Genomic DNA, 23,284 nt, shown 5'->3' with positions numbered 1-23,284 from the left:
GCGTAATCCCCATCATTAAAATGATGCGTATGTGTTGGGGTTGCGCATGCCGGAATATTCTTCCTTTATCCGGTCGATCCGGATTCGCTACCTTTCAGGACTGTTGATTTTCGCACTCGCCTCCGCCGCGATCATGGTTGCGCTGGATCGGGTGAATTCCTTTCGTCGCGACATCGAGTCCGTGAGCAGCAACCTCGTCGTCTTCACGCGCGACTTGCGCAACGCGACAAGTTTCGCCGAAACGACCGGCACCGCCTGGCAGACGGAAACGCGTGACGCGCTCGCCACATCGGCGCGTGGCCATTCGGAGCGCCTGACCGGCGACATCGATGCACTCGATGCCCAGATCGCCGCGATCCGGCCGCGCCTCTCGAAGCAGACCGTAGACGAGCTCGATTCCGCGTCCGTCAACGGCGACCTGTTCTGGTCGCCGCGCGACATGGTGCGCAATTTCAACCGTATGTCGGTGGCACAAAAGGCCGACGAGTGGAGTTATCGCGAGATCCGCAACCAGAACGACCTGGTTGCACAGCCCATGCTTGTCCGTGTCCGCACCGCCATGGACGACGAGCGCCATCTGGCCGATGCCGCCAGCGACAGGCTGCTCTTGTGGGCAAGCGGGCTGTTGTTCGCCGTGCTCGCCATCGTCGCCTTCTGGATCTTCCGCCCGATGGAAAAGGCGATCCGGCGTGCCTTCACCGAATCCGCGGCGTCGCTGTTCAAGGCCGAGGCAGCCGACCGCGCCAAATCGGAATTCCTGGCCAATATGAGCCATGAGATCCGCACCCCGATGAACGGCGTGCTGGGCATGGCGGAACTGCTTGCCAAGACCGAGCTTACGCCGCGCCAGAAGACCTTCACCGATGTCATCGTCAAGTCCGGCAATGCGCTGTTGACCATCATCAACGACATCCTCGATTTTTCGAAAATCAATGCCGGCCAGCTGACGCTGGACCCGGCGCCCTTCCGCCTTTCCGAAGCGGTCGAGGACGTGGCGACCCTGGTGTCGGCGCGCGTTGCCGAGAAGAACCTGGAACTGATCGTCCGCGTTGACCCGCGTCTGCCCGCCTTTGTCGTCGGCGACGCCGGGCGGTTCCGGCAGATCATCACCAACCTGCTTGGCAATGCGGTGAAATTCACCGAAAAAGGCCATGTCCTGATCGATGTCGGCGGCGATATCATCGATGGCGTTGTTCAGCTCAAGGTCCGGGTCGAGGACACCGGCATCGGCATCCCGGCCGAAAAGCTGCAGAACGTGTTCGAGAAGTTTGCCCAGGTCGACGGTTCCTCGACACGCCGCCATGAAGGTACCGGTCTTGGCCTTGCGATCGCCGCACGCCTCGTCGACCTGATGGGCGGCAAGATCGGCGTCGAGAGCGAGATCGGCCGCGGCTCGGTGTTCTGGTTTGCCGTGCCGCTGCCCGCGCACCAGGCCCAGCAACGCGACGAGATCGTGCCGGTCGATGTCACCGGCGCACGCGTGCTGGTCATCGACGACAATCCGGTCAACCGCGAAATCCTGCTCGAACAGCTCCGAAGCTGGAGCTTCGACTGCGCCGCCGCCGAAAGCGGCGCTGTCGGCCTGGCTTTCCTCGACCGCGCCTTCCAGTTGGGTGCGGCGGTCGACTGCATCATCCTCGACTATCAAATGCCCGGCATGAACGGCGCCGATGTCGCCAGAGCCATCGCCGCCGACAGTCGGCTGAACATCATTCCGGTCGTGCTTTTGACGTCGGTCGATCAGGTTGATTTCGGTCGGATGATCATCGATTACGGCATATCGGCGCACCTGACCAAGCCGGCGCGCTCGGCCGTGCTGCTTGGCACGGTCATCTCCGTGATACAGAAGGCCCGCGCGCAAGGCAGCAAGGCACAGTTCGTTCGCGAACCGGTCGCCGTTGCCCAACCGTCGGTGCCGGCCTTCACCGTCATTCGCGGCCCTGCCATGCCGGTCTCCACCGCACCGGAATCAACGGTGACGCCCAATGGCCCGATCGACATCCTCATCGCCGAGGACAATGACGTGAACCAGCTGGTCTTCGGCCAGATCCTCAATGGGCTGGGCTTGAGCTACCGCATCGCCGGCAATGGCCGCACCGCGGTCGAAATGTACCGGGCGCTGCGACCCAAGCTGATCCTGATGGATGTCTCGATGCCCGAGATGAACGGCTACGAAGCGACGCGCGCTATCCGGACCATGGAGGCCACGACAGGCAGCCACATACCGATCATCGGCGTCACCGCGCATGCCTTGAAGGGCGACCGCGACAAATGCCTCGAGGCCGGCATGGATGACTATCTGCCGAAGCCGGTTTCCCCGGACCGCCTGGGGACGAAGATCGGCACCTGGCTGAGCGAGACGGTGGTGGTGGCCAAGACGGCTTAGCCCCTACTCAGAGCTTCGGACAGGCGCATCCGAACAATAGCGGCGCATCCAGTCGAGGCTTGTCTCGTCGGCGAGCTTTGCAACGCCCGGCCGCACATCTTCGGCATTCGGGGGCTGAACGCCGAGGACCTCGCAGATGCCCAGCAATGTCGCCGCCGGGTCGGCGGAAAGACGCTCATAGCCAATTCGCAGCGGGGTTAGGCCTTGCGCTGCGAACCAAACGTTCCAGGCCGCATCATAGGCTTCGAGTTCGGCGAGTTCACCTTTGATCCGCTCGAAATCATATTGGGGTTCTTGCGCCGGTCCTACCCTCTCGATCTCGGAGCCATCGGGAGCGATGTGCCAGAGACCGGTCTGCTGCGCCTTGATCAGGGAAATGGCCTGCGCAAGCTTGTCTTCACGCGAGAGGTGTATGTAGAGCATGCGACCAAAAGCTTTTTCAAAACGCGCCGTGTCTGACGCAAGTCCAGGGAAAATCTGATCGAGGATCGCTGAAAGCTCATCCAGGTTTTCGCGCATCAGGCGCAGGCCGAAGACGCCCGTCCCACCCTTGCCGGCACTGATTGCCGCATTGAGGTAGGCCGTGTTGAATTCAAGCTCGCCCATCATATCGCGAGCGGGCAGATTCCACTCTTCGGCCCACTCCGACACGTCCTGCCGCCGATAGAATGAGTGAGGATCGCCGGCCGTCCTCGTCGACGCCAGAAGCTTGCACAGCAAAGTGCTCCCGGTTCTCGGCGTGCCGCAGATTATGTATCCGTCAAACATGTTACAGCCCATGCTGGTCGTCGAAGGCAGCGCAACCGCCCCTGGCAAATGATGGGCGCCTATAACCGAAATTTCCGCTGTATGCGACGGGCGCATTCCAACGGCGTAAGCGTGCTGGTGTCGACTTCGAGATCGTAGCGGATGCCCTTACGCGCCCATATTACCAGCGCGCCAGCCCCGGCAACCGGTCGGCCCGCTGGACTTCACGAGCCTCGAGGACCTCCAGTGGCGCGAACACGCCAATCAGGTGAAGATCGAAGTCGGCGAGCAGCTCGAGATATTCCGGCATTTCGCCGTGGCACAGCACATCGTCGACAATCAGGTTGTTGCCCTGCCCCGCCATGGCGGCGATGGCGTGCCGCATGCCCCGCAAGGCTCGAGCTTTTGCCGGCACTGCCAACGCCATTGAGAAGAATGATCTTGGCGGTCATACCGACAGTGCCCTCATCAGGAATTTCCGACTGTTCTACCGGTTGCGCATGACCAGGCATGAGCCACCGACGCTGTGCAGTTTCTGGCAGATGATGTCGGCATTGGCTCTGGTATCGGCCCCGATTCTGACCGCATAGATGCCGCGCCGGCCGATTGGCGTGCGCACCCGGCTGACCACCGGATCATGACTGGCGAGCAACGCTGGAAACCGGCTTCTCACCCTGAGCCACTGGTTGAGCGCAGCGGAGCGGCGGAAATTGCCGGCCACCTGCACGCCCCATGGCATGACGTTGATCGAGGCCATCGCCACGGTCGTCGACATGATTGATGGCAACCTGCGGCAAGCAACAGCGAAACTCACCTTGGCATCAAGCGGCTGGGAGGTTCCGGCGTAGGATGTGTCGGTGAACTTGTCCACCGGCTCGCCCATGATGTCGAACACGTAGCTTTCGGTCTCCATCGGCAGGAAACCGCCGGAACTCAGCCAGCGCGACACCCGGTTCTCGCCGGCATTGTAGGCGGCCGCAGCAAGGCCGAGATTGCCATAGGTGGTTTTCATCTCGGCGAGATATTTTGCCGAGGCCGGGATCGCCTGGGTGATGTCGAAGGAATCGGCGAGGCCGCGCATCTTGGCGGTGCCCGGCATGAATTGGGCGATGCCCTCGGCGCCAACGGGACTGACCGCATTGGGATCAAACCGGCTTTCCTTCCAGATCAGCCGGGCGAAGAAATCCCTCGGCAGGCCGTTCTGGTCGGCATAGGCCTCGATAAGATTGCAAACCTTGTCGATCAGCCGCTGCTTGGCCGACTGGGGCGGATCGGCCCGAACGACAGTCGACCAGGTCAGTCCACACAGCAAAACCAGCGTCGCCCAGAGGAAACGCTGCATCTGATCTACTCGGCCGCGGCCTTGCCGCGACCAAACCGCTGCTCGATATAGTCAGCGACCATTTTCTCGAAATCGGCGGCGATCGACGGCCCACGCAACGTCGCGGCCTTCTTGCCGTCGACGAATACCGGCGCTGTCGGCGTCTCGCCGGTGCCGGGCAGCGAAATGCCGATATCGGCATGCTTGGACTCGCCCGGACCGTTGACGATACAGCCCATCACCGCGACCTTGAGGTTCTCGACACCGGGATATTTTTCGCGCCACACCGGCATGTTCTTCCGGAGATCGGCCTGGATGTTCTGGGCGAGTTCCTGGAACACGGTGGACGTCGTGCGACCGCAGCCGGGGCACGCGGCGACGATCGGCACGAACTGCCGGAAACCCATCGTCTGCAGGAGTTCCTGCGACACCTGCACTTCGCGCGTGCGGTCGCCATTCGGCTCCGGCGTCAGCGAGATGCGGATGGTGTCGCCGATGCCTTGCTGCAGGAGGATGCCCATAGCGGCGGAAGAAGCCACGATGCCCTTCGACCCCATGCCGGCTTCGGTGAGCCCGAGATGCAGCGCATGGTTGGAGCGGGTGGCGAGTTCGGTATAAACAGCGATCAGGTCCTGCACGCCGCTGACCTTGGCCGACAGGATGATTTTCTCGCGGCCGAGACCGATCTCCTCGGCCATCTCGGCCGACAGGATCGCCGATTGCACGATCGCCTCGCGGGTGACTTCCTGCGCCGTCAGCGGAAAGCCCTGGGCCTGATTGTCGTTCATCAGCCGGGTCAGCAGCTCCTGGTCGAGCGAGCCCCAATTGACGCCGATACGCACCGGCTTGTCGTATCTGATCGCCATCTCGACGATATCAGTGAACTGCCGGTCCTTCTTGTCCTTGAAGCCGACATTGCCGGGGTTGATGCGATATTTGGCGAGCGCTTCCGCGCAGGCCGGATGATCCGCCAGCAGCTTGTGGCCGATATAGTGGAAATCGCCAACCAGCGGCACATTGACGCCAAGCCGCTGAAGCCGCTCGTGGATGCGCGGCACGGCCGCGGCACTCTCGTCGCGGTCGACGGTGATGCGCACGATCTCGGAGCCGGCGCGATGCAGCGCCGCGACTTGCGCAACTGTCTGGTCGATGTCGGCCGTGTCGGTGTTGGTCATCGACTGCACGACGACCGGGGCGCCGCCGCCAACCATCACACCGCCGACATCGACACCGACCGAGGTGCGACGCGGAAATGGAGAGGAGAAATATCCGGTCATGGCCGGCTACCCTTTGTCCAACACTTTTTGAATCTGCGCATCGCGCTTCCCGAAAACCGTATCCGGTTGCGGCGGCGACGCGCCAAGGTCCGGGCATGAGGTGGAGGAGCAAAGATGGCTTGTCAATGGCGACAGGTCGCCACTGCTTCAAATCAGACCAGGGATGAGACCGGAAAATCCTTGGATCTCATACAGTCAGAGACAACAAAAATAGCTCCGGAACCCAGCCTCGGTTTCCGGCCGCCTGCGCCAAGACCAACAGCCACTGTCCGGCGGCGGATGCCGCCGGCAGGAAATCCAAACTGTGGCTACTAAATCAACGGGGCGTTAGTGTGTGGTCGCCCTCAGTTTTTCAATCTCGTCCTTGAGTGCCAGCTTGCGCCGCTTGAGATTCACGATATCGAGGTCATCGACCGACGGATGGTTCATCGCGTCATCGATCTCGCGTTCGATGTCGCCGTGTTTCCGCTGCAACTCATCAAGATGGGATGCAAGAGACATGATTGGTTCTCCCTTTCATGGTTTTCCTCGATTGCAGCCGTCAAAGGCACATCCACCGCAGGTCGCATCTGTGACGGCACGATGACACTGTGCCACCATCCGGAAGCGATGTCGAATGATCCGTGGTAGCATTCCACGACAATACGAAATGTGATATGGGCTGCCCGCCGGTTGCAAAAGACGCCGGCCCCGCCCAATCAGGCCCAGTTTTGGGCGCCGCAGATATCAATACGGTAGAGAATGTCCGATCAGGAACAGGCCGATATTCGCCTCGAATTTTCCCGGCTGAAGCAGGAACACGCCGATTTCGACGCCGCGATCAACGCGATGATCGCGATGAATTGCGACCCGCTGCAGGTACAGCGCATGAAAAAGAAGAAGCTGTTCCTGAAGGACCGGCTGATGGCGCTGGAAGACAAGATCATCCCCGACATCATTGCGTGAGGCAGCCTATCCGGCGATCGAAAGCCTGGCGGCGCGGTCGCGCAGCAAGCCGATGAGATCGCCGGTTCGCTCCTCGGAAGTGTCGATGGGAACAACCAGGCACATCGTCGCCTCGACCTTGCCGGGCGCTGAAAAGACCGGCGCGGCCAGGCATTTCGTATAGGCGTCGACAAGGCCCGACGTGACGCAGTAGCCGGTGGTTTGCGCCCTCGCTATGTCGGCGATGAAGTCGTTGAGCAGCAATTTGCGGCCGTCCGGCAGGACAAGGTCATCCTGCGACACCATGCCCTCGATCCGGGCTCGCTCGAAGCCGGAAAGAAGCAGCCGTCCCGACGCGGTCCAGGGCAGCGGTATCTGCAAGCCGGTGGCGGAGCTGATGCGGAACGGCCTGGTGCCCGGACTGGAGTGGACGATCGTGTAGCGGCCGCTCTGCAGCATGCAGAGTTCCGAGGTTTCGCCTGTCTCGCGCGAGAGGTTGTCGACCTCCTGACGTCCCCTTCTGAGCAGGTCGTTGCCCCGCACATAATCCATTCCGTAGAGATAGAGCTTCTTGCCGAAATAGACGCGGTTGCCATCGCCGGTCATTTCCAGAAGGCCGGCGTCAACAAGCGAACGCACCAGCGTGTAGGTCGTCGAGCGAGGTGCGTTCACCCCCTTGGCAAGGTCGCCAATACCGATCGCCCGCTGGGTCGTGTGAAGAAACTCCAGGATCTCGAGCACCCGGTTGAGCCCCTTTTCACGCGATCCCGATGTCTTCTCGTCGGCTGAAGCTGCTGCGGCATTGCCATCTTGCATTGTCGATTCCTGGTGTTAGTATCTGTCTTGTACAGGATACATGCGTCTCTTGTAAGAGACAATCGGCTAGAGATCACTGACGCGTGGATCCGTTCAAGGGGAACAACACGAAAGGAGGTCGCCGTGAACGACACATCCGGAAGACGTGATTTTCTGAAATTGGGAATGGCGGGACTGGCCACGGCTGGCGTGCTGGCAACCGTCGATGCTCAGAAGGCCGCGGCCCAGGCCGCATCCGACAGCTTGCTGCGCACTGTGCTCGATCGCGGCAAGCTGATCGTCGGCACCGGCAGCACCAACGCGCCCTGGCATTTCGAAAACGATGCCGGCGAACTTGTCGGCATGGACATCACCATGGGACGCATTCTTGCCAAGGGGCTTTTCGACGACCCGACCAAGGTCGAATTCGTCATGCAGGATCCTTCGCAGCGGATTCCAAACGTGACCACCAACAAGGTCGACATCACCATCCAGTTCATGACCATGAGCGCCCAGCGCTCGCAGCTGATCAATTTCTCCAGGCCCTACTATGTCGAGGGCGTCGCCCTTCTGACCCTGCCGACCGCCGAGAACAAGACCTTCGACAAGCTGCTTGCCGCGGGTTCCGCAACGCGCGTCTCCATCCTGCAGAATGTCGATGCGGAGGCATCGGTGCACATGGCACTGCCGCAGTCGCAAGTGATGCAGATCGACACCCAGGCCAACGTGCTGCAGGCCCTGGAATCAAAGCGCGTCGACGCGGCAGCGGTCGATCTTTCGACGGTGCGCTGGCTCGCCTCGCGCAACCCGGACAAATATTTCGACGCTGGCAAGAGCTGGTTCTCGATGCTTTACGGCGCGGCACTTCGGCAAGGCGATCTCGACTGGCTGACCTTCGTCAACGCGACCTTCACCATCGCCATGTTCGGTCATGAGACGGCGCTCTATGACGCCGCGTTCAAGGACTATTTCGGGCAGGAGCCGCCGGCGCGCCATCCCGGCTTCCCGGTCATCTGATCCGCAGGGACGGAAGGGCGTATCCAGCGCTCTTCCGTCCGCCGACGGCCCTCGACACAGAGGCGGACGCATGGGCTATGCCCTCAATTTCAACCTGATCTGGCGCCATTTCGACAAGCTCTGGGGCGGACTGCTGCTCAGCCTGGAGCTTGCCGTGATCTCGATCGCCATTGGCATCGTCATCGGACTGGTTCTGGCGGTCTGGTACGTTTCGGCCGGGCGCGTGGTGCGCACCATCATCGCCGCCTATGTCGAATTCATCCGCAACGTACCGCTGATCCTGCTCGTCTATCTCGTCTTTTACGGCCTGCCCACGGTGGTCGATCTCGCTTACAGCGCCCAGACTTCGTTCGTGGCGACACTGGCGCTCTACAGCGGCGCCTATCTGGTCGAGGTGTTTCGCTCCGGGCTCGAAGCTGTGCCGCGTGGCCAGATAGACGCCGGCAAGGCGATCGGCCTGACACCCTGGCAAAGGCTGCTGCATGTGCGCCTGCCGACGATGCTGCGCATAACGCTGCCCGCACTTTCCAACACCTTCATCTCCCTTTTCAAGGACACATCCGTGGCATCGGTCATTTCGGTCCCCGAACTGACCTACGGCGCCCAGTGGATCAACTTCAACACGTTCAGGATCGTCGAGGTCTACCTCGTTGTGACGGCTATGTACCTGCTGACGGGCTATACGCTTCTCTATGCGCTCAGACTTCTCGAGCGCTGGTTCAAGGTGGCGCATTAGATGACCAGCCAGATTGCCTATGCCTTGCCTTTCCTGGCCCAGGGCTTTGCCCTGACGCTCTGGGTATCGCTGCTGGTCGTGGTGTTTTCGCTGATTGCAGGCGTGATCATGGGCGTCGGCCTTGTCTACGGCCCGGCGCCGCTGCGCTGGGCGGTACGCATCTTCAGCGACACCATTCGCGGCATACCGATCCTGGTGCTCATCTTCTTTGTCTATTACGGCCTGCCTGCCGTCGGCATCCATCTCCAGTCATTCTGGGCGGCGGTGCTGGCGCTCACCCTCTTCAAGACGGCGCAGGTCATCGAATATTTGCGTGGCGCTGTCGGCTCCATACCAAGGGGGCAGTCTGAAGCGGCGATGGCGATCGGGCTGACCTTTCGCCAGCGGCTGGCCTACGTCATCTTCCCGCAGGCGTTCAGGCGCTTCCTGCCGCCCTGGATCAACGGCGTCACCGATGCGGTCAAGGGCAGCGCGCTGGTATCGCTGCTCGGCGTCACCGACCTGATGCAGGCCATCAACCAGGTCATCGGCCGCACCTACGAAGCCATGCCGCTCTATATCCTCGGCGCGCTCATCTACTTCGCGGTCAACTATACGCTTTCGCTGGCCAGCCGACGGCTGGAGCGGCGTTTCTCCTTCATCCGGGAATAGCAAGATGTCCACCAGCTCGAACGCCACCCCGGCCCTTCTCGACGTCTCCAACGTCTCCAAATCCTTCGGCGCCGTCGAAGTGCTGCGCTCGGTCAGCCTGCAGGTGGCGCGCGGCGAAGTGGTGACGGTCATCGGCCCCTCGGGCAGCGGCAAGACCACGCTGCTGCGTTGCGTCAACTTCCTGGAAAGCTACGATGGCGGCTCGATCCGCATCGACGGCAAGGAGGTCGGCTACCGCGACAGCGGAACACGACAGCGCCGCAGCGAACGCGACCTGGCCGCGATGCGCGCCGAGACCGGCATGGTGTTCCAAAGCTTCAACCTGTTTCCGCATCTGACGGCCGCCGGCAACATCATGCTCGGCCTCACCAAGGTGCGTGGCAAGAGCAACGCCGAGGCGCGCACCATCGCCGAGCACTGGCTCGGCCGGGTCGGCCTCGCCCACAAGGCCGACAGCCTGCCTGCCGAACTTTCCGGCGGCCAGCAGCAGCGCGTCGGCATTGCGCGTGCCGTGGCGATGGGACCGAAGATCCTGCTGCTCGACGAGATAACCTCGGCGCTCGACCCGGAACTGGTTGGCGAAGTGCTTGAGGTCGTGCGCAGCCTGGCCGAGGACGGCATGACGATGGTGATGGTCACGCATGAGATGGCCTTCGCCCGCGACGCATCGAGCCGCATCATCTTCATGGCCGACGGCGGCGTCAGCGCGGCCGGCCCGCCCGCCGAAATCCTGGCGGCGGACACCGACAACGAGCGCCTCCGCACCTTCCTGGCGCGCTTCCGCGCCTCGCATTTCTGACCCGGACGGCAAAGCCGTCGCAAGGAGCTTTTTTCATGACGCCTTACATCCGGCTCGCCGAGTTGGGCCTGACGCTGCCCGAACCGCCGACGCCCATCGCCAACTTCGTCACCCATGCCGAAAGTGGACGGCTGATCTTCCTGTCCGGACAGGGCCCGCTACGCCCCGACGGCACGCTCTTCACTGGCAAGGTCGGAGACGATGTCACGGTCGAGGAGGCCTATGGCCATGCCCGCCTCACCGGTCTCAACCTGCTCGCCGTCATGCACGCAGCCGCCGGCGACCTCGGCCGCATCGTGCGCATCGTCAAGTTGCTCGGCTTCGTCAACGCGATACCGACCTTCAGCGACCACCCGAAAGTGGTCAATGGATGCTCCGATCTCTTCGCCGATGTGTTCGACAAGATCGGCGGCCATGCCCGCTCGGCGATCGGCGTCGGCTCCTTGCCCGGAAACATCACGGTCGAAATCGAGGCGGTCGTCGAGATCGCCGCCTGACCTGTCACCAATGGGATATGCAGAAATGAAAACCACTTCCGCCGACGGCTCCAACACCACCATCCGCGAACGGCTCGGCCTTCGCCCGATCATCAACGTGTCGGGCACGATGACCGCGCTCGGCGCGTCTATCATTGTCCCGGAAGCGATCCGCGCCATGTCGGAAATCGCCTCGCAATGGGTGGAGATGGATGACCTGCAGCGTGCCGCAAGCACGGTTGTCGCGCGCCTGACCGGCGGCGAGGCCGGTTTCATCACAGCCTGCTGCGCCAGCGGCATCACCATGGCCATCGCCGGCGCGATGACCGGAAACAACCTGCTCGCCATAGAGCGGCTGCCGGATGATACGGAGGGCCTCAAGTCTGAGGTCATCGTCCAGCTCGGCCACATCGTCAATTACGGCGCGCCGATCGACCAGTCGATCCGGCTGGCGGGCGCAAAGACCATCCCGGCCGGCACCGTCAGCGTGACGCAGGACTATCATGTGCGCGACGCCATCCGCGACCGCACGGTGGCGGGCCTCTATGTGGTCGCTCACCACACCGTCCAGTACGGCATGCTATCCTTGGAGGAATTCTGCGAGATCTGTCACGCCAAGGGCGTTCCGGTGATCGTCGACGCGGCTTCCGAATACGATCTACGCGGCTTCCTGGCGCGCGGCGCCGACATCGTTATCTACAGCGGCCACAAATTCCTCAGCGGGCCGACCAGTGGCATCGTCACCGGGCGCAAGGATCTGGTGCGGGCCGCCTACCTGCAGAACCGCGGCGTCGCGCGCGCCATGAAGGTCGGCAAGGAAAGCATCGCCGGCACCATGGCCGCGCTGGAAGCCTGGGAAAGGCGCGACCATGCCGGCATCCGCCAGCGCGAGGAAGCAGCACTCAAGCTGTGGAAGGACACGCTACACGGCCTGCCTGGCATTTTCGCGAAGATTATACCCGATCCGACCGCCAATCCGCTCGACCGGCTGCAGATCTTCGTGTCACCTGAAAGCCGGTTCACCGCCACAGGTCTCGCCTCGGCGCTGGCGGCGGGTTCGCCGCCCATCATCGTGCGCAACCACGAGGTCGAGCGCGGTCATTTCTTCCTCGATCCCTGCAACCTTCATCCGGGCGAAGCAGAAATCGTCGCCGAACGGCTGCGCGCCATATTGACCGCGACTGAGCGGCCCGCCGATGCGATGAAGACCGCTCGCAAGGATTCGTCCGGCGCCTTGCGCTGGCCGGATTAGGGCCGTTCCTGCCAATGACAACATTGAACACGTAGGCAATCAGTCCTCGCCGAAAGCAATTGCCCGAGCGTTATCCGCCAGTCGCAGAAAATGAAGAAGAAGGAGCGCCGATAGTCTAGGCTGGGCGGAAATCACACTGGCAGTGACTCGCCGGGAGAACAAATGACATGCGTGCATCAGGACATGCGAATGCAACGGGATAGACTATGGCCCGTCGCTATTGTCTGGTTCTCCGGAGCGCTCTTCATCCCCCGCTTGGCACTCGCTGACGATCCCATGGTGCTGCTCGACAGCGATGGGCTTGTGGTCAGGGCTCATCTTCAGGCTGGCCTGAACGTCGTGTCCGAACAGAATCTGTTCTGGAACTATGCCGACACGTTCGCACCATCCGCTGGTTTCAATGCCAACCCGACCTGGCTCGAAGGCTACATCAAACCCGGCCTGAGCTTCTCCAAGGAGCTTACCTCCGTCGTGTCGGCCTACGGCATGATCTCGCTGGTGGCTTCAGGCACGGTTGGCATCGACGCCTACGACACCGGCAACACCGGCCGCATAACCCTTGAGGAGGGTTACCTCGGCATGCGCTCCACAAACAAGGATGGCCCGACATTCGACGTCTCGGCCGGACCGCGCGAATTCAAGGCGGGCACGGGCATGCTGCTCGCCAATGGTGGCTCCAGCGGCTTTGATCGCGGCGCGCTCAAACTCGGGCCGCGCAAGGCATGGGAACAGTCCGCGATCGGACGGGTCGGCATCGACGGCTTTACAGGCACTGCCTTCTACCTTGACGCCAACGAGCTGTCCGATACCGACAGCCACACCAGGATCGTCGGAACCGACCTTCGCTATGACGCGGGGCCTGAGAACTTTGCCGGCGCCACGATCGGCCACGTGCTGTCCTCCGATGCCCCCTATCCGAAAGCCGCGCCCAACGGCATCGGTGCGCCGAGTATCCTGCCGGGGGGTCGCGATGGCCTGAATTTCGTCAACCTCTATGGTCGCGTCAGCCCGGAGCGGGGGAGCTTCGAGAACTTCTTCGTTGGCGGCGATTTCGCCTATGAATGGAACAACCGCATCGACATGGCGGCATGGGCCGGCCGCGTTCAGGTCGGCTACACCTTCGCTGAATATTCATGGGCGCCAACCATCTCCTATTCGTACCAGACATTTTCGGGCGACAATCCTTCCACCTCGAAGCTCGAACGCTTCGATCCGCTCTTCTACGAGGGCAGTCCCAGTTCCTGGTCGACCGGATCGAAATCCTCGATGCTGTTCATCAACTCCAACGTCAACGCCCACCAGATCAGCCTGCGCGTGACGCCGACACCTCGCGACACCTTCACCCTTCGCTATTCCTATATCGACGTCAATGAACTGCGCAGTCCGATCCAGTTCGGCCAGGCGACGCGTGTCGACGACTCTTCCGAAGGCGTGCCGAACGCGATCACGGGTGCCACGGCCAGGCATCTCGCCGATGACATCTACCTCGAATACAACCGCGTCTTGACCCAGAATATCTATCTGACCACCGGCTTCAGTGTTTCTTTTCCCGGGCCCGGATCGGCATCGCTCGTCAACGGCAATCTGCCAGTCTGGACAGGAGGTTACGTCAATGTCGTCGCCAATTACTGAGACGGATGCCACGAGGAAATCCCGGTTTGCCGCCATGCTGCTCTTGGCGCTTGGCGCGGCGATCGTGCCGGCGATTTCTCATGCCGAGGAGACAAAACCCATGTCAGCCGAAGCGTCTGATCCCGGCAAACTCGGATGGATGGTCGGCGCGCCCCCGCCGCCGGACAAGATCATCCGATTTTCCGACCCCGACTATTTCAGTTTTCCCAAACTGCGCTGGACCGCCTGTCATTTCCGCCAACTGATGCCGACGGTTGGTGTCAGCCGTGGCATCGGCGCGCCGATGCCGCTCGAACGCAAGCTCGACCCGACGATCGACGCCGTCACATTCATCCCGCTGGGCAGCGACAAGCCGATGAGCTGGGAAGAATCGCTGGCGGCCAACTACACCGACGGCATCGTCGTCCTGCATAACGGCGTCGTGGTCTACGAGCGCTACTCTGGCTGCCTGAACGATACCGGCCAGCATGGGGCGATGTCGGTGACCAAATCGCTGACCGGGCTGCTGGGTGAGATGCTGGTGGCCGAAGGCACGCTCGACGCCAACGCCAAGGTCGCCACCATCGTGCCGGAGTTGGCCAAGAGTGCATTCGGCGATGCGACCGCCCGGCAAGTGCTGGATATGACAACCGGCCTCCGCTACAGTGAGGACTACGCCGATCCCGATGCCGATGTGTGGATCTATTCGGCGGCCGGCAACCCCTTGCCCAAGCCTGCCGACTATTCGGGTCCGCGTACCTATTTCGAGTACCTGCAGACGGTGCGCAAGGAAGGCGAGCATGGCAGCGCCTTTGGCTACAAAACCATCAACACCGATGCGCTTGGCTGGATCATAGCGCGCGTCACCGGCAAATCCGTCGCCGACCTGTTGTCGGAGCGGATCTGGAGCAAGATGGGCGCCGAGCAGGACGGCTATTATACTGTGGATTCCATTGGGACGCCCTTTGCCGGCGGCGGCCTCAACGCCGGCCTGCGCGACATGGCCCGGATCGGCCTGCTGCTTCTCGATGACGGCGTCATCAACGGCCAGCGCCTAGTGCCCGAAGCGGCGATCGCTGATATCCGCGCCGGCGGCGACAAGGCGGCATTCGCGAAAGCGGGATACTCTCTCCTCAAGGGCTGGAGCTACCGCGGCATGTGGTGGATCTCCAACAACGAGCACGGCGCCTTCATGGCGCGCGGGGTGCATGGGCAGGCCATCTACATCGATCCCGCGGCCCACATGGTCATCGCGCGCTTTGCCTCCAACCCCGTTGCCGGCAATGCCGCCAACGATCCGACATCGTTGCCGGCCTATGAAGCGCTTGCCAGGCACCTGATGAAGTGACATTCAGCCACGGCGCGGGCAGTGCCGGCACACAGCCTGCGCTGCCCATCCTTGCGGCTTTTGGCGAATTCCGCTAATGCGCGCCTTTGTCGCCGGGGAGCAAAAGCTTGGACGATCAACGCGCCGACGTCGCCATCATCATGGGCAGCCAGTCCGACTGGGCGACCATGCGCCACGCCGCCGAAACGCTGGAAGCGCTGGGCATCCCACACAAGCGGCTGATCGTCTCGGCCCACCGCACCCCCGACCGGCTCTATGATTTCGCCAAGGGTGCCAAGGCGGCCGGCTACAAGGTGATCATCGCCGGCGCCGGCGGTGCTGCCCACCTGCCCGGCATGACGGCGGCGATGACGCCGCTGCCGGTGTTCGGCGTGCCGGTGGAATCGAAGGCCCTGTCGGGACAGGACTCGCTGCTTTCCATCGTGCAGATGCCGGCCGGCATTCCGGTGGGCACGCTGGCCATCGGCAAGGCGGGCGCCGCCAATGCCGCCCTTCTGGCCGCCGCCGTGCTGGCGCTCAACGACGAAAAGCTTGCCGCCCGGCTCGATGCCTGGCGCGCATCCCAGACCGCCAAGGTCGCGATCGAACCGACGGATACGCCGTGAGCCTGCCTGCTGGATCGACGATCGGCATCATCGGCGGCGGCCAGCTTGGCCGCATGCTGGCCATGGCCGCGGCGCGCCTCGGCTACCGCACCGTGGTGCTGGAGCCGCAACCGGATTGCCCGGCGGCGCAGGTCGCCAACCGGCAGATAACAGCCGCCTATGACGACCCGGCCGCTCTCGCCGAACTGGCTGATGCCAGCGCCGCCGTCACCTATGAGTTCGAGAACGTTCCGGTCGAGGCCGCCAGCGCGCTTGCCGCCAAAGTGCCCGTCCATCCGCCGGCGCGTGCGCTGGAGGTGGCGCAGGACCGGGTGACCGAGAAGACATTCCTCAATGGCATCGGCATTGCCACCGCGGATTTCCGCGCCGTCGACAATGACAACGAGCTGACGGCGGCGCTGAAGGCGTTTGGCGGCAGCGGCATATTGAAGACGCGGCGCATGGGTTATGACGGCAAGGGCCAGCGTGTCTTCCGCAACGTTGAAGCGGGCGGCTTTGCCGGCACCTGCGAGGCGATGGGCAATGTTCCGCTGATCCTCGAAGCCTTCGTGCCGTTCGAGCGCGAGATTTCGGTGATCGCAGCGCGCGGCATTGACGGCGCGGTCGCCGCCTATGACCCGGCCGAGAATGTCCACCGCCACGGCATCCTGCACACCTCGACGCTGCCGGCCGGCATAAGCGCCGGTACGGTGATAGCGGCGCAGGAAGCTGCATCCACAATACTGTCGGCGCTCGACTATGTCGGTGTCATCGGCGTCGAATTCTTCGTGCTTGCCGATGGTTCGCTGCTGGCCAACGAAATCGCGCCGCGCGTCCACAATTCAGGCCACTGGACGGAAGCCGCCTGTATCGTCTCGCAATTCGAGCAGCACATCCGTGCCGTGGCCGGTCTGCCGCTGGGAAATCCCGGCCGCCATTCGGACTGCGTCATGGAAAACCTGATCGGCGACGACGTCCTGCGCGTTCCCGAACTGCTTGCCGAACCCGACCTGATGCTGCACCTCTATGGCAAGGCCGAAGCGCGTCCCGGCCGCAAGATGGGGCATTTTACGCGGATCAGTCGGCGCGGCTGAATGTTGCCCGGCTTATTGATCCCTGGCCGATCAAGCCGGCCCTGAGCTGCCTGATCAGCCGCGCCAGGTATTGTGACGGATATTTCATGGCACCGGCCAATCCGATCCGTTATGCAGCACGCTTACGGTTGACACGGACAAGGCTCCTCGTTTATGAGCCACGCACAAGTTCAAAGGCGCGTCTTCTGGCGCGCCTTAAAAATTAGGCCCGGTGGGCCCAGACCGACAGGCAAGACCATGAAGATCAAGAATTCGCTCAAGGCGCTGAAGGCACGTCACCGCGACAACCAGCTGGTTCGCCGCAAGGGCCGCGTCTATATCATCAACAAGACCGCTCCGCGCTACAAGGCTCGCCAGGGCTGAGTTCCCGGCCGGAGGCCCTTGGCCTCGGTCTGCGTGATGCCACCGAAACGGTCCGAGATTCGGATAGTTTTCGGAAAGCACGGTGCGGAAATTCAAAATGCCAGAGCACCGCGCGCCCGCAAGGACGCGCGGTGCTCTGCTTTTCGGCCTGCCGGCCGCTCACACGAAATTCAGTTTGACGTTCCGCTGTCCGGGACTAGGTTCCGTTGATGCGGATTCTCCAGGCATTTCTCACCGCCCTTCTTCTGTCCGGCTCTATTGCGGTGCCGGCCTGGTCGGATGAGCCGGTCAACCCTCCGGTTGCCGCGACCAAGGAAGCCCGTCTCGACCAGTTGTTCATCGATCTGAAGCGTGAGCGCAACGAGAAGGCCGCGGAACGGATTGCCGGGCGCATCTGGGGCGAATGGTCCCAATCCGGCAGTGCATCGATAGACCTGATGATGCAGTGGTCGCAAAAGGCGATCGAGAACCAGAAGTTCGACGTCGCACTCGACTTCCTGGACCAGGTGGTGACCTTGCAGCCAAACTACGCCGAGGGCTGGAACCGCCGCGCGACCGTGCATTTCATGATGAAGAATCTTGGAAAGTCGATGTCCGACATCGACCATGCGCTGCAGCTGGAGCCACGCCATTTCGGCGCGCTTTCGGGCCTGGCGCAGATCATGGCCCTGACCGGCCACAAGCAGTCCGCACTCGAAGCCTGGCAGAAGGTGCTGGCCATCTATCCGATGATGCGCAACGCCCAGGACCAGGTCGCCACGCTGTCGGAAGAACTCGCCGGCGAAGGCATATGATCCAAGGGATTAGGCAGTAGGGAATAGGCATTAGGCGCCTGAACCTCCCCTCCTGCCTCCTGCCTCCTGCCTACTGGCTACTGCCTAGAACTAATCCCCCTCCACTCCCGTATATCCCCCCATGAACCTTATCTATGCTGTGCTCGCCTTCCTGATGGCTGTTGTGTTCACCCTGGTCGGGGTCACCCGCGTTGGCGCATGGCTGATCGAGCGCGGCAATCCGCCAGTCGGTGAATTCGTCGACATCGACGGCGCCCGCATCCACTATGTCCATATCCCGGCGCCGGCTCATGCCGACCTGCCACCGATCATCTTCATCCACGGCGCCAGCGCCAATCTGAAGGACCAGATGCTGCCGCTCAAGCCGCTGCTTGAAGGTCGCGCCGAAATGCTGTTCTTCGACCGTCCGGGCTTTGGCTGGTCGGGGCGCGGCTCCGGCAACAATGAGAACCCGTCGGCGCAGGCCAATACAATCGCGGCGTTGATGGACCGTCTTGGCATCAAACAGGCGATCATTGTCGGCCATTCCTTCGGCGGCGCCGTGACATCAGCCTTTGGGCTCGAGCATCCCGACAAGACGCTCGGCCTCGTTTTCCTGTCTCCCGCCAGCCATCCATGGCCGGGCGGCGCCACCTCCTGGTATTACGATCTGACGACCATTCCCGTCATCGGCTGGCTGTTTTCGCAGACGCTGACCTATCCGGCCGGAACGTTGCAGATGGCGAATGCCACCACATGCGTCTTTTCGCCCAACAAGGTGCCGGACAACTACATCGCCGGGGCCTCGATCCCCATGGTGTTGCGTCCGTCGGCCTTTCGCGCCAACGCCACCGATGTCGCCGGGCTCTATAGCTACGCACTCGACGCCGCACCGCACTATCATGAGATCAAGGCGCCGACGGTGGTGATCTCGGGTGACCGCGACAAGGTTGTCTACGCGCGGATCCACTCGGTCGGCCTTGTCAGGGACATTGCCGGCGCCGAACTCGTCTGGGTGCACAATCTCGGCCACAAGCCGGATTGGATCGCGCCGGATCTCGTGGTCGGCGCGATCGAGAAGGTTGCAGGCAGGGATGTCGATCTGCAGGCTCTCGCCAAGGCAGCGGAAGCTCGCATTGCCAACGATGCCTACGGAACCGGCCGGTGCGCCGACATAAGGCTGCCTGAGGCGGAGCTAGCGCCGACCTGAGGCCTGTCCACTGGCCAGTTTAGATGACCACCAGCGGTGTCTTGCCGGGGACGCGATCGTAAAGATCCATCACATCCTGGTTGAACATGCGCACGCAACCGGATGACGCGGATTTGCCGATGGACTTCCAGTCCGGCGATCCGTGGATCCGGTAAAGCGTGTCGACGCCGTCCTTGAAGATGTAAAGGGCGCGCGACCCGAGTGGGTTGCTGATGCCGGGCGGCATGCCCTGGCGCCATTTCTCCAGCTTTGAATCCCGGCCGATCATTGCCGAGGGCGGCGTCCAGGTCGGCCATTTGCGTTTCCACTGGACAATCGCACGACCCTTCCAGGAATAGCCTTGCCGGCCCAGCCCAACGCCATAGCGCATGGCCTTGCCGTCCTTGAGCACCAGGTAAAGGTGTTTGTCGGTCGTATTGACGACGATCGTGCCGGGCTTCTCTCCTGTCGGATCGTCAACGATCTGCCGCAGGAAGCGCTGATCGACCTTGCTGAAGGGGATCGCCGGCAGTGCCCGGCCGCCATCTTCGACAGCGCCATACATGCTGGCATAGTCGGGAGACACACGGGTTTCAGGCGCGGCGACTTCGATCGGCGCCTTTTCAAGTGTCGGCTCAAGCGGCGTCGGGTTGAGAGGACTGGCAACGCTGAGCGACTGCTTGGGAAATTGAGCACACGCCGAGACCGTGGAAACACCAATAAGCGACAGCCCGGTCAGAAATGACCGGCGCGAGACGAGAGATGACATTCAATATACTTTCAAACGATGGGAAATGCAGGCGGGCGCGGGGCGACTGTTAGCGTCGCTTCACCGCGTTTTGTAGAGGCGATCACGGCAACCCTGTGTCGAGACAAAGGCCGGGATCATTGTCCGTGCCTTTGTTGTATTATGGCCACAGGAGATGAGCACGAAGCCCGCGATACGCTTCTACCTGGAAAGAACGGGTTACCGGCTGCTCTGCACGTCCGATCCGACATAGGCGATGCGCAGCATGTTCGTCGAGCCAGGCGTCCTGAGCGGCACGCCTGCCGTGATGATCACGCGGTCGCCCGGCTTGCCGAACCCTTCCTCGAAAGCAATGCGGCAGGCGCGGTTGACCATGTCGTCGAGGTCGCTGGCGTCCGGCGAGACGACGCAATGCGTGCCCCACAGCAGCGACAGCCGCCGCGCGGTGTTGAGGATCGGCGACAGCGCGATGATCGGCACCTGCGGGCGCTCACGCGCGGCGCGCAGGCCTGTCGTGCCGGACGCCGTGTAGGTGATGATAGCCGACAGTTTCAGCGTTTCGGCGATTTCGCGCGCGGCCAGCGAAATAGCGTCGGCGCCGGTCGCTTCCGGTTCCGAGCGCTGCGCGTTGATGATGCCGGCATAGGTCGGATCGGTTTCGACCTTGGTGGCGATGCGGTCCATCATCGCCACGGCTTCGACCGGATAGGCGCCGGCCGCCGATTCCGCCGACAGCATGATGGCGTCGGCGCCTTCGAAGACGGCGATCGAGACGTCGGACACCTCGGCGCGGGTCGGCACCGGTGCGGTGATCATCGATTCCAGCATCTGCGTTGCGACCACCACCGGCTTGCCGGCCCGGCGCGCGGCGCGCGTGATCTGCTTCTGGATGCCGGGCACGGCCTCGAGCGGCATCTCGACGCCGAGATCGCCGCGGGCGACCATCAGTGCGTCGGAAAGCTCGATGATCTCGGCCAGCCGGGCCACGGCCTGCGGCTTTTCTATCTTGGCCATGATGAGCGCCCGGCCGCGCGCGATCTTGCGCGCTTCGGCAAGGTCCTCGGGCCGCTGCACGAAGGACAGTGCGACCCAGTCGACACCGGTGGCGAGCACCGCATCGAGGTCCTTGCGGTCCTTCTCGGTCAGCGCACCGACGGGCAGATCGGTATCGGGAAGACTGACGCCCTTCTTGTCGGAAATGGTGGTGCCGGCGACAACGGTGCAGACGATCGACTTGCCGTCGCTCTTGACCGCCCTCAGCTCAAGCTTGCCATCATCGATCAAAAGACGGTGACCGGCCTCGACCGAGCTCAGGATCTCCGGATGCGGCAGGTACACCCTTGTCGAAGTGCCGGGCTCGGGATTGTCGTCCAGCGTGAAGGTCTGGCCGACGGTCAGCACTTCCTTGCCATTGGCGAACTTGCCGACGCGCAGTTTTGGTCCCTGCAGGTCGGCGAGGATACCGATCGGCCGCCCAACCTTTTCCTCGACGGCACGGATACGCCCGACCAGCGTGCGCATCAGCTCGTGATCGGTGTGGCTCATATTGATGCGGAACACGTCGGCGCCCGCTTCGAACAGCTTCTTCAGCATCTCCTCGGAAGAGGAGGCCGGACCGATGGTGGCGAGGATCTTGACCTTGCGGCTGCGTCTCATTGACTGTTCGTTCCCGGGGCGGCTGGAGCGCCTCCCGTTGCGGGCTCATCGGTCAGCTGGACCATCCAGCTTGCCTGTTCGCCCGTGTCATATTCCTGGAATCCGGCGCGCTGGAAGCCCCGGGCGACGCAGTCGGTTACGCCGGCGATCTTGAACTCTTTTTCAGCCACGCACATGTTGATCGGGCCGTCCCAGCGTCCGCCGCGCTCGGCGTCTTCTGCATAAAGATAGTAAAACCTTGATGACAGCGGCCCTTCGATCAACGTCTTGCAGCTCGATCCCTCGATGTGCCACCAGCCCTCGGTGATCCAGCCGGCCTTGGCGCGATAACCGATGCCGACGCCGACCAGGTTCTGTGTGGCGTTGCAGACGCGGAAATCGGCGCGTGCCGGCGAAGCCATGACCATAGCGGACAAGCCCACGGCAAGGGTCAGGACCGGCATGGCAAAGGCATAGCGCGCGCGCTGCCCGCCAGCGGAACCCATTCCAAAACCCCTGAAGAACCACATCAGCATCTCTCTGCGCCCCTTTTCGGAAAAGTCCGGGCGCATGTCAACGCGCCGTTCTGTCCAATTCCAATCGATTTAGAAAGGCCCTGGCGCGCGATTTCGTCGCTTCTGCCAGATTTCCGCAGAAACCGTGGCCAAACAACGGCATTGCGCGAGCGTCCTCTTCGTGGAATGACGATAGCACCCTCCCAGGAAGCCAGCGAACAGACCATTTCCCGCCAATGACCCGATCCACAGTTTTCGCGCCTTTCGATATTGTCGAGGGCGACCGCAAGCGAGGCATTGTGCTGCTGGGCGACCATGCTCGCCGCGACCTGCCGGAAGACTATGGCAGCCTCGGCCTGCCGGCGGCGGAATTCGAGCGCCACATTGCCTACGACATCGGTGTCGAGACGGTGACGCGTGAACTGGCCGCCCTGCTCGGTGTGCCGGCCGTCCTCTGCAATTTCTCACGCCTGCTGATCGATCCCAATCGCGGCGAGGACGATCCGACGCTGATTCGCCAGCTATACGACGGCACGGTCGTCCCGGGAAACTATCCTCTGGCCACGGAAGAGCGCGAAAGACGGCTCGATCGCTTCTATCGTCCCTATCATGATGCGATCGGGGCAATGGTCGCATCCGTCGCACAGGCGTCTGGGCAGGCGCCCTTCATCTTCTCCGTGCATTCCTTCACGCCGGTCATGCAGGGCATCAAGCGTCCCTGGCACGTCGGCATTCTGTGGGACCTCGACGACCGCGTGGCGCGGCCATTGATCGACATGCTGGCCGCGGACACAAGCCTCATCGTCGGTGACAACGAGCCCTATGACGGCGCGCTGCGCGGTGACACAATGTTCAAGCACGCCATCGTCAACGGTTTTGCCCATGCGCTGATCGAGATCCGCCAGGACCTGATCGCCGACGGCAAGGGCGCACTGGCGTGGGCGGAGCGCCTGGCGCCGATCGTTGACGCCATCGACCGCCGTGCCGACATACATGTGGTCAGGCAATTCGGCTCCCGCACCGGGCCGCTGTAAGACCGCAAG

Annotated in this window: 26 protein-coding genes; 16 read left to right on the top strand and 10 right to left on the bottom strand. The window is 62.5% G+C overall.

Features of this window, described 5'->3' with window-relative positions; translation table 11 throughout:
• The first annotated feature begins 46 nt into the window (after window positions 1–46).
• Entirely contained in the window at window positions 47–2,386 is a 2,340-nt protein-coding gene (locus ABVQ20_RS37990; RefSeq protein WP_354464938.1) for a response regulator, read from the top strand.
• A 3-nt stretch (window positions 2,387–2,389) separates the two neighbouring features.
• Here ABVQ20_RS37990 and ABVQ20_RS37985 read toward each other — a convergent pair whose 3' ends face one another.
• The 6 genes from ABVQ20_RS37985 to ABVQ20_RS37960 form a co-directional block, all read right to left on the bottom strand.
• Window positions 2,390–3,154 carry a Stf0 family sulfotransferase gene (locus tag ABVQ20_RS37985; protein ID WP_354464980.1) on the bottom strand — a complete coding sequence of 255 codons (765 nt, stop codon included), beginning with the start codon at window positions 3,152–3,154 and terminating at the stop codon, window positions 2,390–2,392.
• A gap of 59 nt (window positions 3,155–3,213) precedes the next feature.
• A complete protein-coding gene (locus tag ABVQ20_RS37980; protein WP_354464979.1) occupies window positions 3,214–3,297 on the bottom strand; it encodes a phosphotransferase-like protein in 84 nt (27 codons plus the stop codon).
• A gap of 17 nt (window positions 3,298–3,314) precedes the next feature.
• The gene (locus ABVQ20_RS37975; protein WP_354464937.1) at window positions 3,315–3,518 is read right to left on the bottom strand and encodes a phosphotransferase-like protein; all 204 of its coding nucleotides are present in this window, start codon (window positions 3,516–3,518) and stop codon (window positions 3,315–3,317) included.
• 102 nt (window positions 3,519–3,620) lie between these two features.
• Window positions 3,621–4,475 carry a lytic transglycosylase domain-containing protein gene (locus ABVQ20_RS37970; RefSeq protein WP_354464936.1) on the bottom strand — a complete coding sequence of 285 codons (855 nt, stop codon included), beginning with the start codon at window positions 4,473–4,475 and terminating at the stop codon, window positions 3,621–3,623.
• Between the two features lie 5 nt (window positions 4,476–4,480).
• Window positions 4,481–5,731: a flavodoxin-dependent (E)-4-hydroxy-3-methylbut-2-enyl-diphosphate synthase gene (ispG, locus tag ABVQ20_RS37965; protein WP_354464935.1), complete on the bottom strand. Its 1,251-nt coding sequence runs from the start codon at window positions 5,729–5,731 to the stop codon at window positions 4,481–4,483.
• Between the two features lie 327 nt (window positions 5,732–6,058).
• Window positions 6,059–6,232: a YdcH family protein gene (locus ABVQ20_RS37960; protein WP_227344845.1), complete on the bottom strand. Its 174-nt coding sequence runs from the start codon at window positions 6,230–6,232 to the stop codon at window positions 6,059–6,061.
• Between the two features lie 240 nt (window positions 6,233–6,472).
• Between ABVQ20_RS37960 and ABVQ20_RS37955 the strand changes: the two genes are divergently transcribed.
• Complete coding sequence (locus ABVQ20_RS37955; protein ID WP_354464934.1) at window positions 6,473–6,676, top strand: YdcH family protein; 204 nt, start codon at window positions 6,473–6,475, stop codon at window positions 6,674–6,676.
• 6 nt (window positions 6,677–6,682) lie between these two features.
• Here ABVQ20_RS37955 and ABVQ20_RS37950 read toward each other — a convergent pair whose 3' ends face one another.
• On the bottom strand, window positions 6,683–7,471 hold the full coding sequence (locus tag ABVQ20_RS37950) for an IclR family transcriptional regulator (protein ID WP_354464933.1): 789 nt from the start codon (window positions 7,469–7,471) through the stop codon (window positions 6,683–6,685).
• Window positions 7,472–7,594: 123 nt separating this feature from the next.
• Between ABVQ20_RS37950 and ABVQ20_RS37945 the strand changes: the two genes are divergently transcribed.
• The 13 genes from ABVQ20_RS37945 (at window position 7,595) to ABVQ20_RS37885 (ending at window position 19,364) form a co-directional block, all read left to right on the top strand.
• Window positions 7,595–8,467: a transporter substrate-binding protein gene (locus ABVQ20_RS37945; protein WP_435528500.1), complete on the top strand. Its 873-nt coding sequence runs from the start codon at window positions 7,595–7,597 to the stop codon at window positions 8,465–8,467.
• A gap of 70 nt (window positions 8,468–8,537) precedes the next feature.
• A complete protein-coding gene (locus ABVQ20_RS37940) occupies window positions 8,538–9,203 on the top strand; it encodes an amino acid ABC transporter permease (RefSeq protein ID WP_354464932.1) in 666 nt (221 codons plus the stop codon).
• Window positions 9,204–9,854, top strand: a complete 651-nt coding sequence (locus ABVQ20_RS37935; protein ID WP_354464931.1) for an amino acid ABC transporter permease — start codon at window positions 9,204–9,206, stop codon at window positions 9,852–9,854.
• Window positions 9,855–9,858: 4 nt separating this feature from the next.
• Window positions 9,859–10,653: an amino acid ABC transporter ATP-binding protein gene (locus tag ABVQ20_RS37930; protein ID WP_354464930.1), complete on the top strand. Its 795-nt coding sequence runs from the start codon at window positions 9,859–9,861 to the stop codon at window positions 10,651–10,653.
• A 35-nt stretch (window positions 10,654–10,688) separates the two neighbouring features.
• The gene (locus tag ABVQ20_RS37925; RefSeq protein ID WP_354464929.1) at window positions 10,689–11,150 is read left to right on the top strand and encodes a RidA family protein; all 462 of its coding nucleotides are present in this window, start codon (window positions 10,689–10,691) and stop codon (window positions 11,148–11,150) included.
• 25 nt (window positions 11,151–11,175) lie between these two features.
• The gene (locus ABVQ20_RS37920; RefSeq protein ID WP_354464928.1) at window positions 11,176–12,381 is read left to right on the top strand and encodes an aminotransferase class V-fold PLP-dependent enzyme; all 1,206 of its coding nucleotides are present in this window, start codon (window positions 11,176–11,178) and stop codon (window positions 12,379–12,381) included.
• Window positions 12,382–12,570: 189 nt separating this feature from the next.
• Window positions 12,571–14,013: an alginate export family protein gene (locus tag ABVQ20_RS37915; protein WP_354464927.1), complete on the top strand. Its 1,443-nt coding sequence runs from the start codon at window positions 12,571–12,573 to the stop codon at window positions 14,011–14,013.
• A gap of 100 nt (window positions 14,014–14,113) precedes the next feature.
• Complete coding sequence (locus tag ABVQ20_RS37910; RefSeq protein WP_354464977.1) at window positions 14,114–15,340, top strand: serine hydrolase domain-containing protein; 1,227 nt, start codon at window positions 14,114–14,116, stop codon at window positions 15,338–15,340.
• A gap of 107 nt (window positions 15,341–15,447) precedes the next feature.
• Window positions 15,448–15,945 (top strand): 5-(carboxyamino)imidazole ribonucleotide mutase, encoded by a 498-nt coding sequence (purE, locus tag ABVQ20_RS37905; protein WP_354464926.1) that lies wholly within the window; start codon window positions 15,448–15,450, stop codon window positions 15,943–15,945.
• Window positions 15,942–17,018 (top strand): 5-(carboxyamino)imidazole ribonucleotide synthase, encoded by a 1,077-nt coding sequence (locus tag ABVQ20_RS37900; RefSeq protein WP_354464925.1) that lies wholly within the window; start codon window positions 15,942–15,944, stop codon window positions 17,016–17,018. The genes purE and ABVQ20_RS37900 overlap by 4 nt, the downstream gene beginning before the upstream one ends.
• 237 nt (window positions 17,019–17,255) lie before the next feature.
• Window positions 17,256–17,381: a type B 50S ribosomal protein L36 gene (ykgO, locus tag ABVQ20_RS37895; RefSeq protein ID WP_006327841.1), complete on the top strand. Its 126-nt coding sequence runs from the start codon at window positions 17,256–17,258 to the stop codon at window positions 17,379–17,381.
• 209 nt (window positions 17,382–17,590) lie between these two features.
• Window positions 17,591–18,175, top strand: a complete 585-nt coding sequence (locus tag ABVQ20_RS37890; RefSeq protein WP_354464924.1) for a tetratricopeptide repeat protein — start codon at window positions 17,591–17,593, stop codon at window positions 18,173–18,175.
• A gap of 121 nt (window positions 18,176–18,296) precedes the next feature.
• A complete protein-coding gene (locus ABVQ20_RS37885) occupies window positions 18,297–19,364 on the top strand; it encodes an alpha/beta fold hydrolase (RefSeq protein WP_354464923.1) in 1,068 nt (355 codons plus the stop codon).
• Between the two features lie 19 nt (window positions 19,365–19,383).
• On the opposite strand, the gene ABVQ20_RS37880 is transcribed toward ABVQ20_RS37885, so the two are convergent.
• The 3 genes from ABVQ20_RS37880 to ABVQ20_RS37870 form a co-directional block, all read right to left on the bottom strand.
• On the bottom strand, window positions 19,384–20,112 hold the full coding sequence (locus ABVQ20_RS37880) for a L,D-transpeptidase (RefSeq protein WP_354464922.1): 729 nt from the start codon (window positions 20,110–20,112) through the stop codon (window positions 19,384–19,386).
• A gap of 198 nt (window positions 20,113–20,310) precedes the next feature.
• The gene (gene pyk / locus ABVQ20_RS37875) at window positions 20,311–21,747 is read right to left on the bottom strand and encodes a pyruvate kinase (RefSeq protein WP_354464921.1); all 1,437 of its coding nucleotides are present in this window, start codon (window positions 21,745–21,747) and stop codon (window positions 20,311–20,313) included.
• Complete coding sequence (locus ABVQ20_RS37870; protein WP_354464920.1) at window positions 21,744–22,232, bottom strand: DUF1036 domain-containing protein; 489 nt, start codon at window positions 22,230–22,232, stop codon at window positions 21,744–21,746. The genes pyk and ABVQ20_RS37870 overlap by 4 nt, the downstream gene beginning before the upstream one ends.
• Before the next feature lie 245 nt (window positions 22,233–22,477).
• Here ABVQ20_RS37870 and ABVQ20_RS37865 point away from each other — a divergent pair, with 245 nt between their 5' ends.
• Entirely contained in the window at window positions 22,478–23,275 is a 798-nt protein-coding gene (locus ABVQ20_RS37865) for an N-formylglutamate amidohydrolase (protein WP_354464919.1), read from the top strand.
• The last annotated feature ends 9 nt before the right edge of the window (window positions 23,276–23,284 follow it).

It is taken from the genome of Mesorhizobium shangrilense (assembly GCF_040537815.1).
GTDB lineage: Bacteria > Pseudomonadota > Alphaproteobacteria > Rhizobiales > Rhizobiaceae > Mesorhizobium > Mesorhizobium shangrilense.
This window is presented reverse-complemented; position numbering and strand designations above follow the sequence as displayed.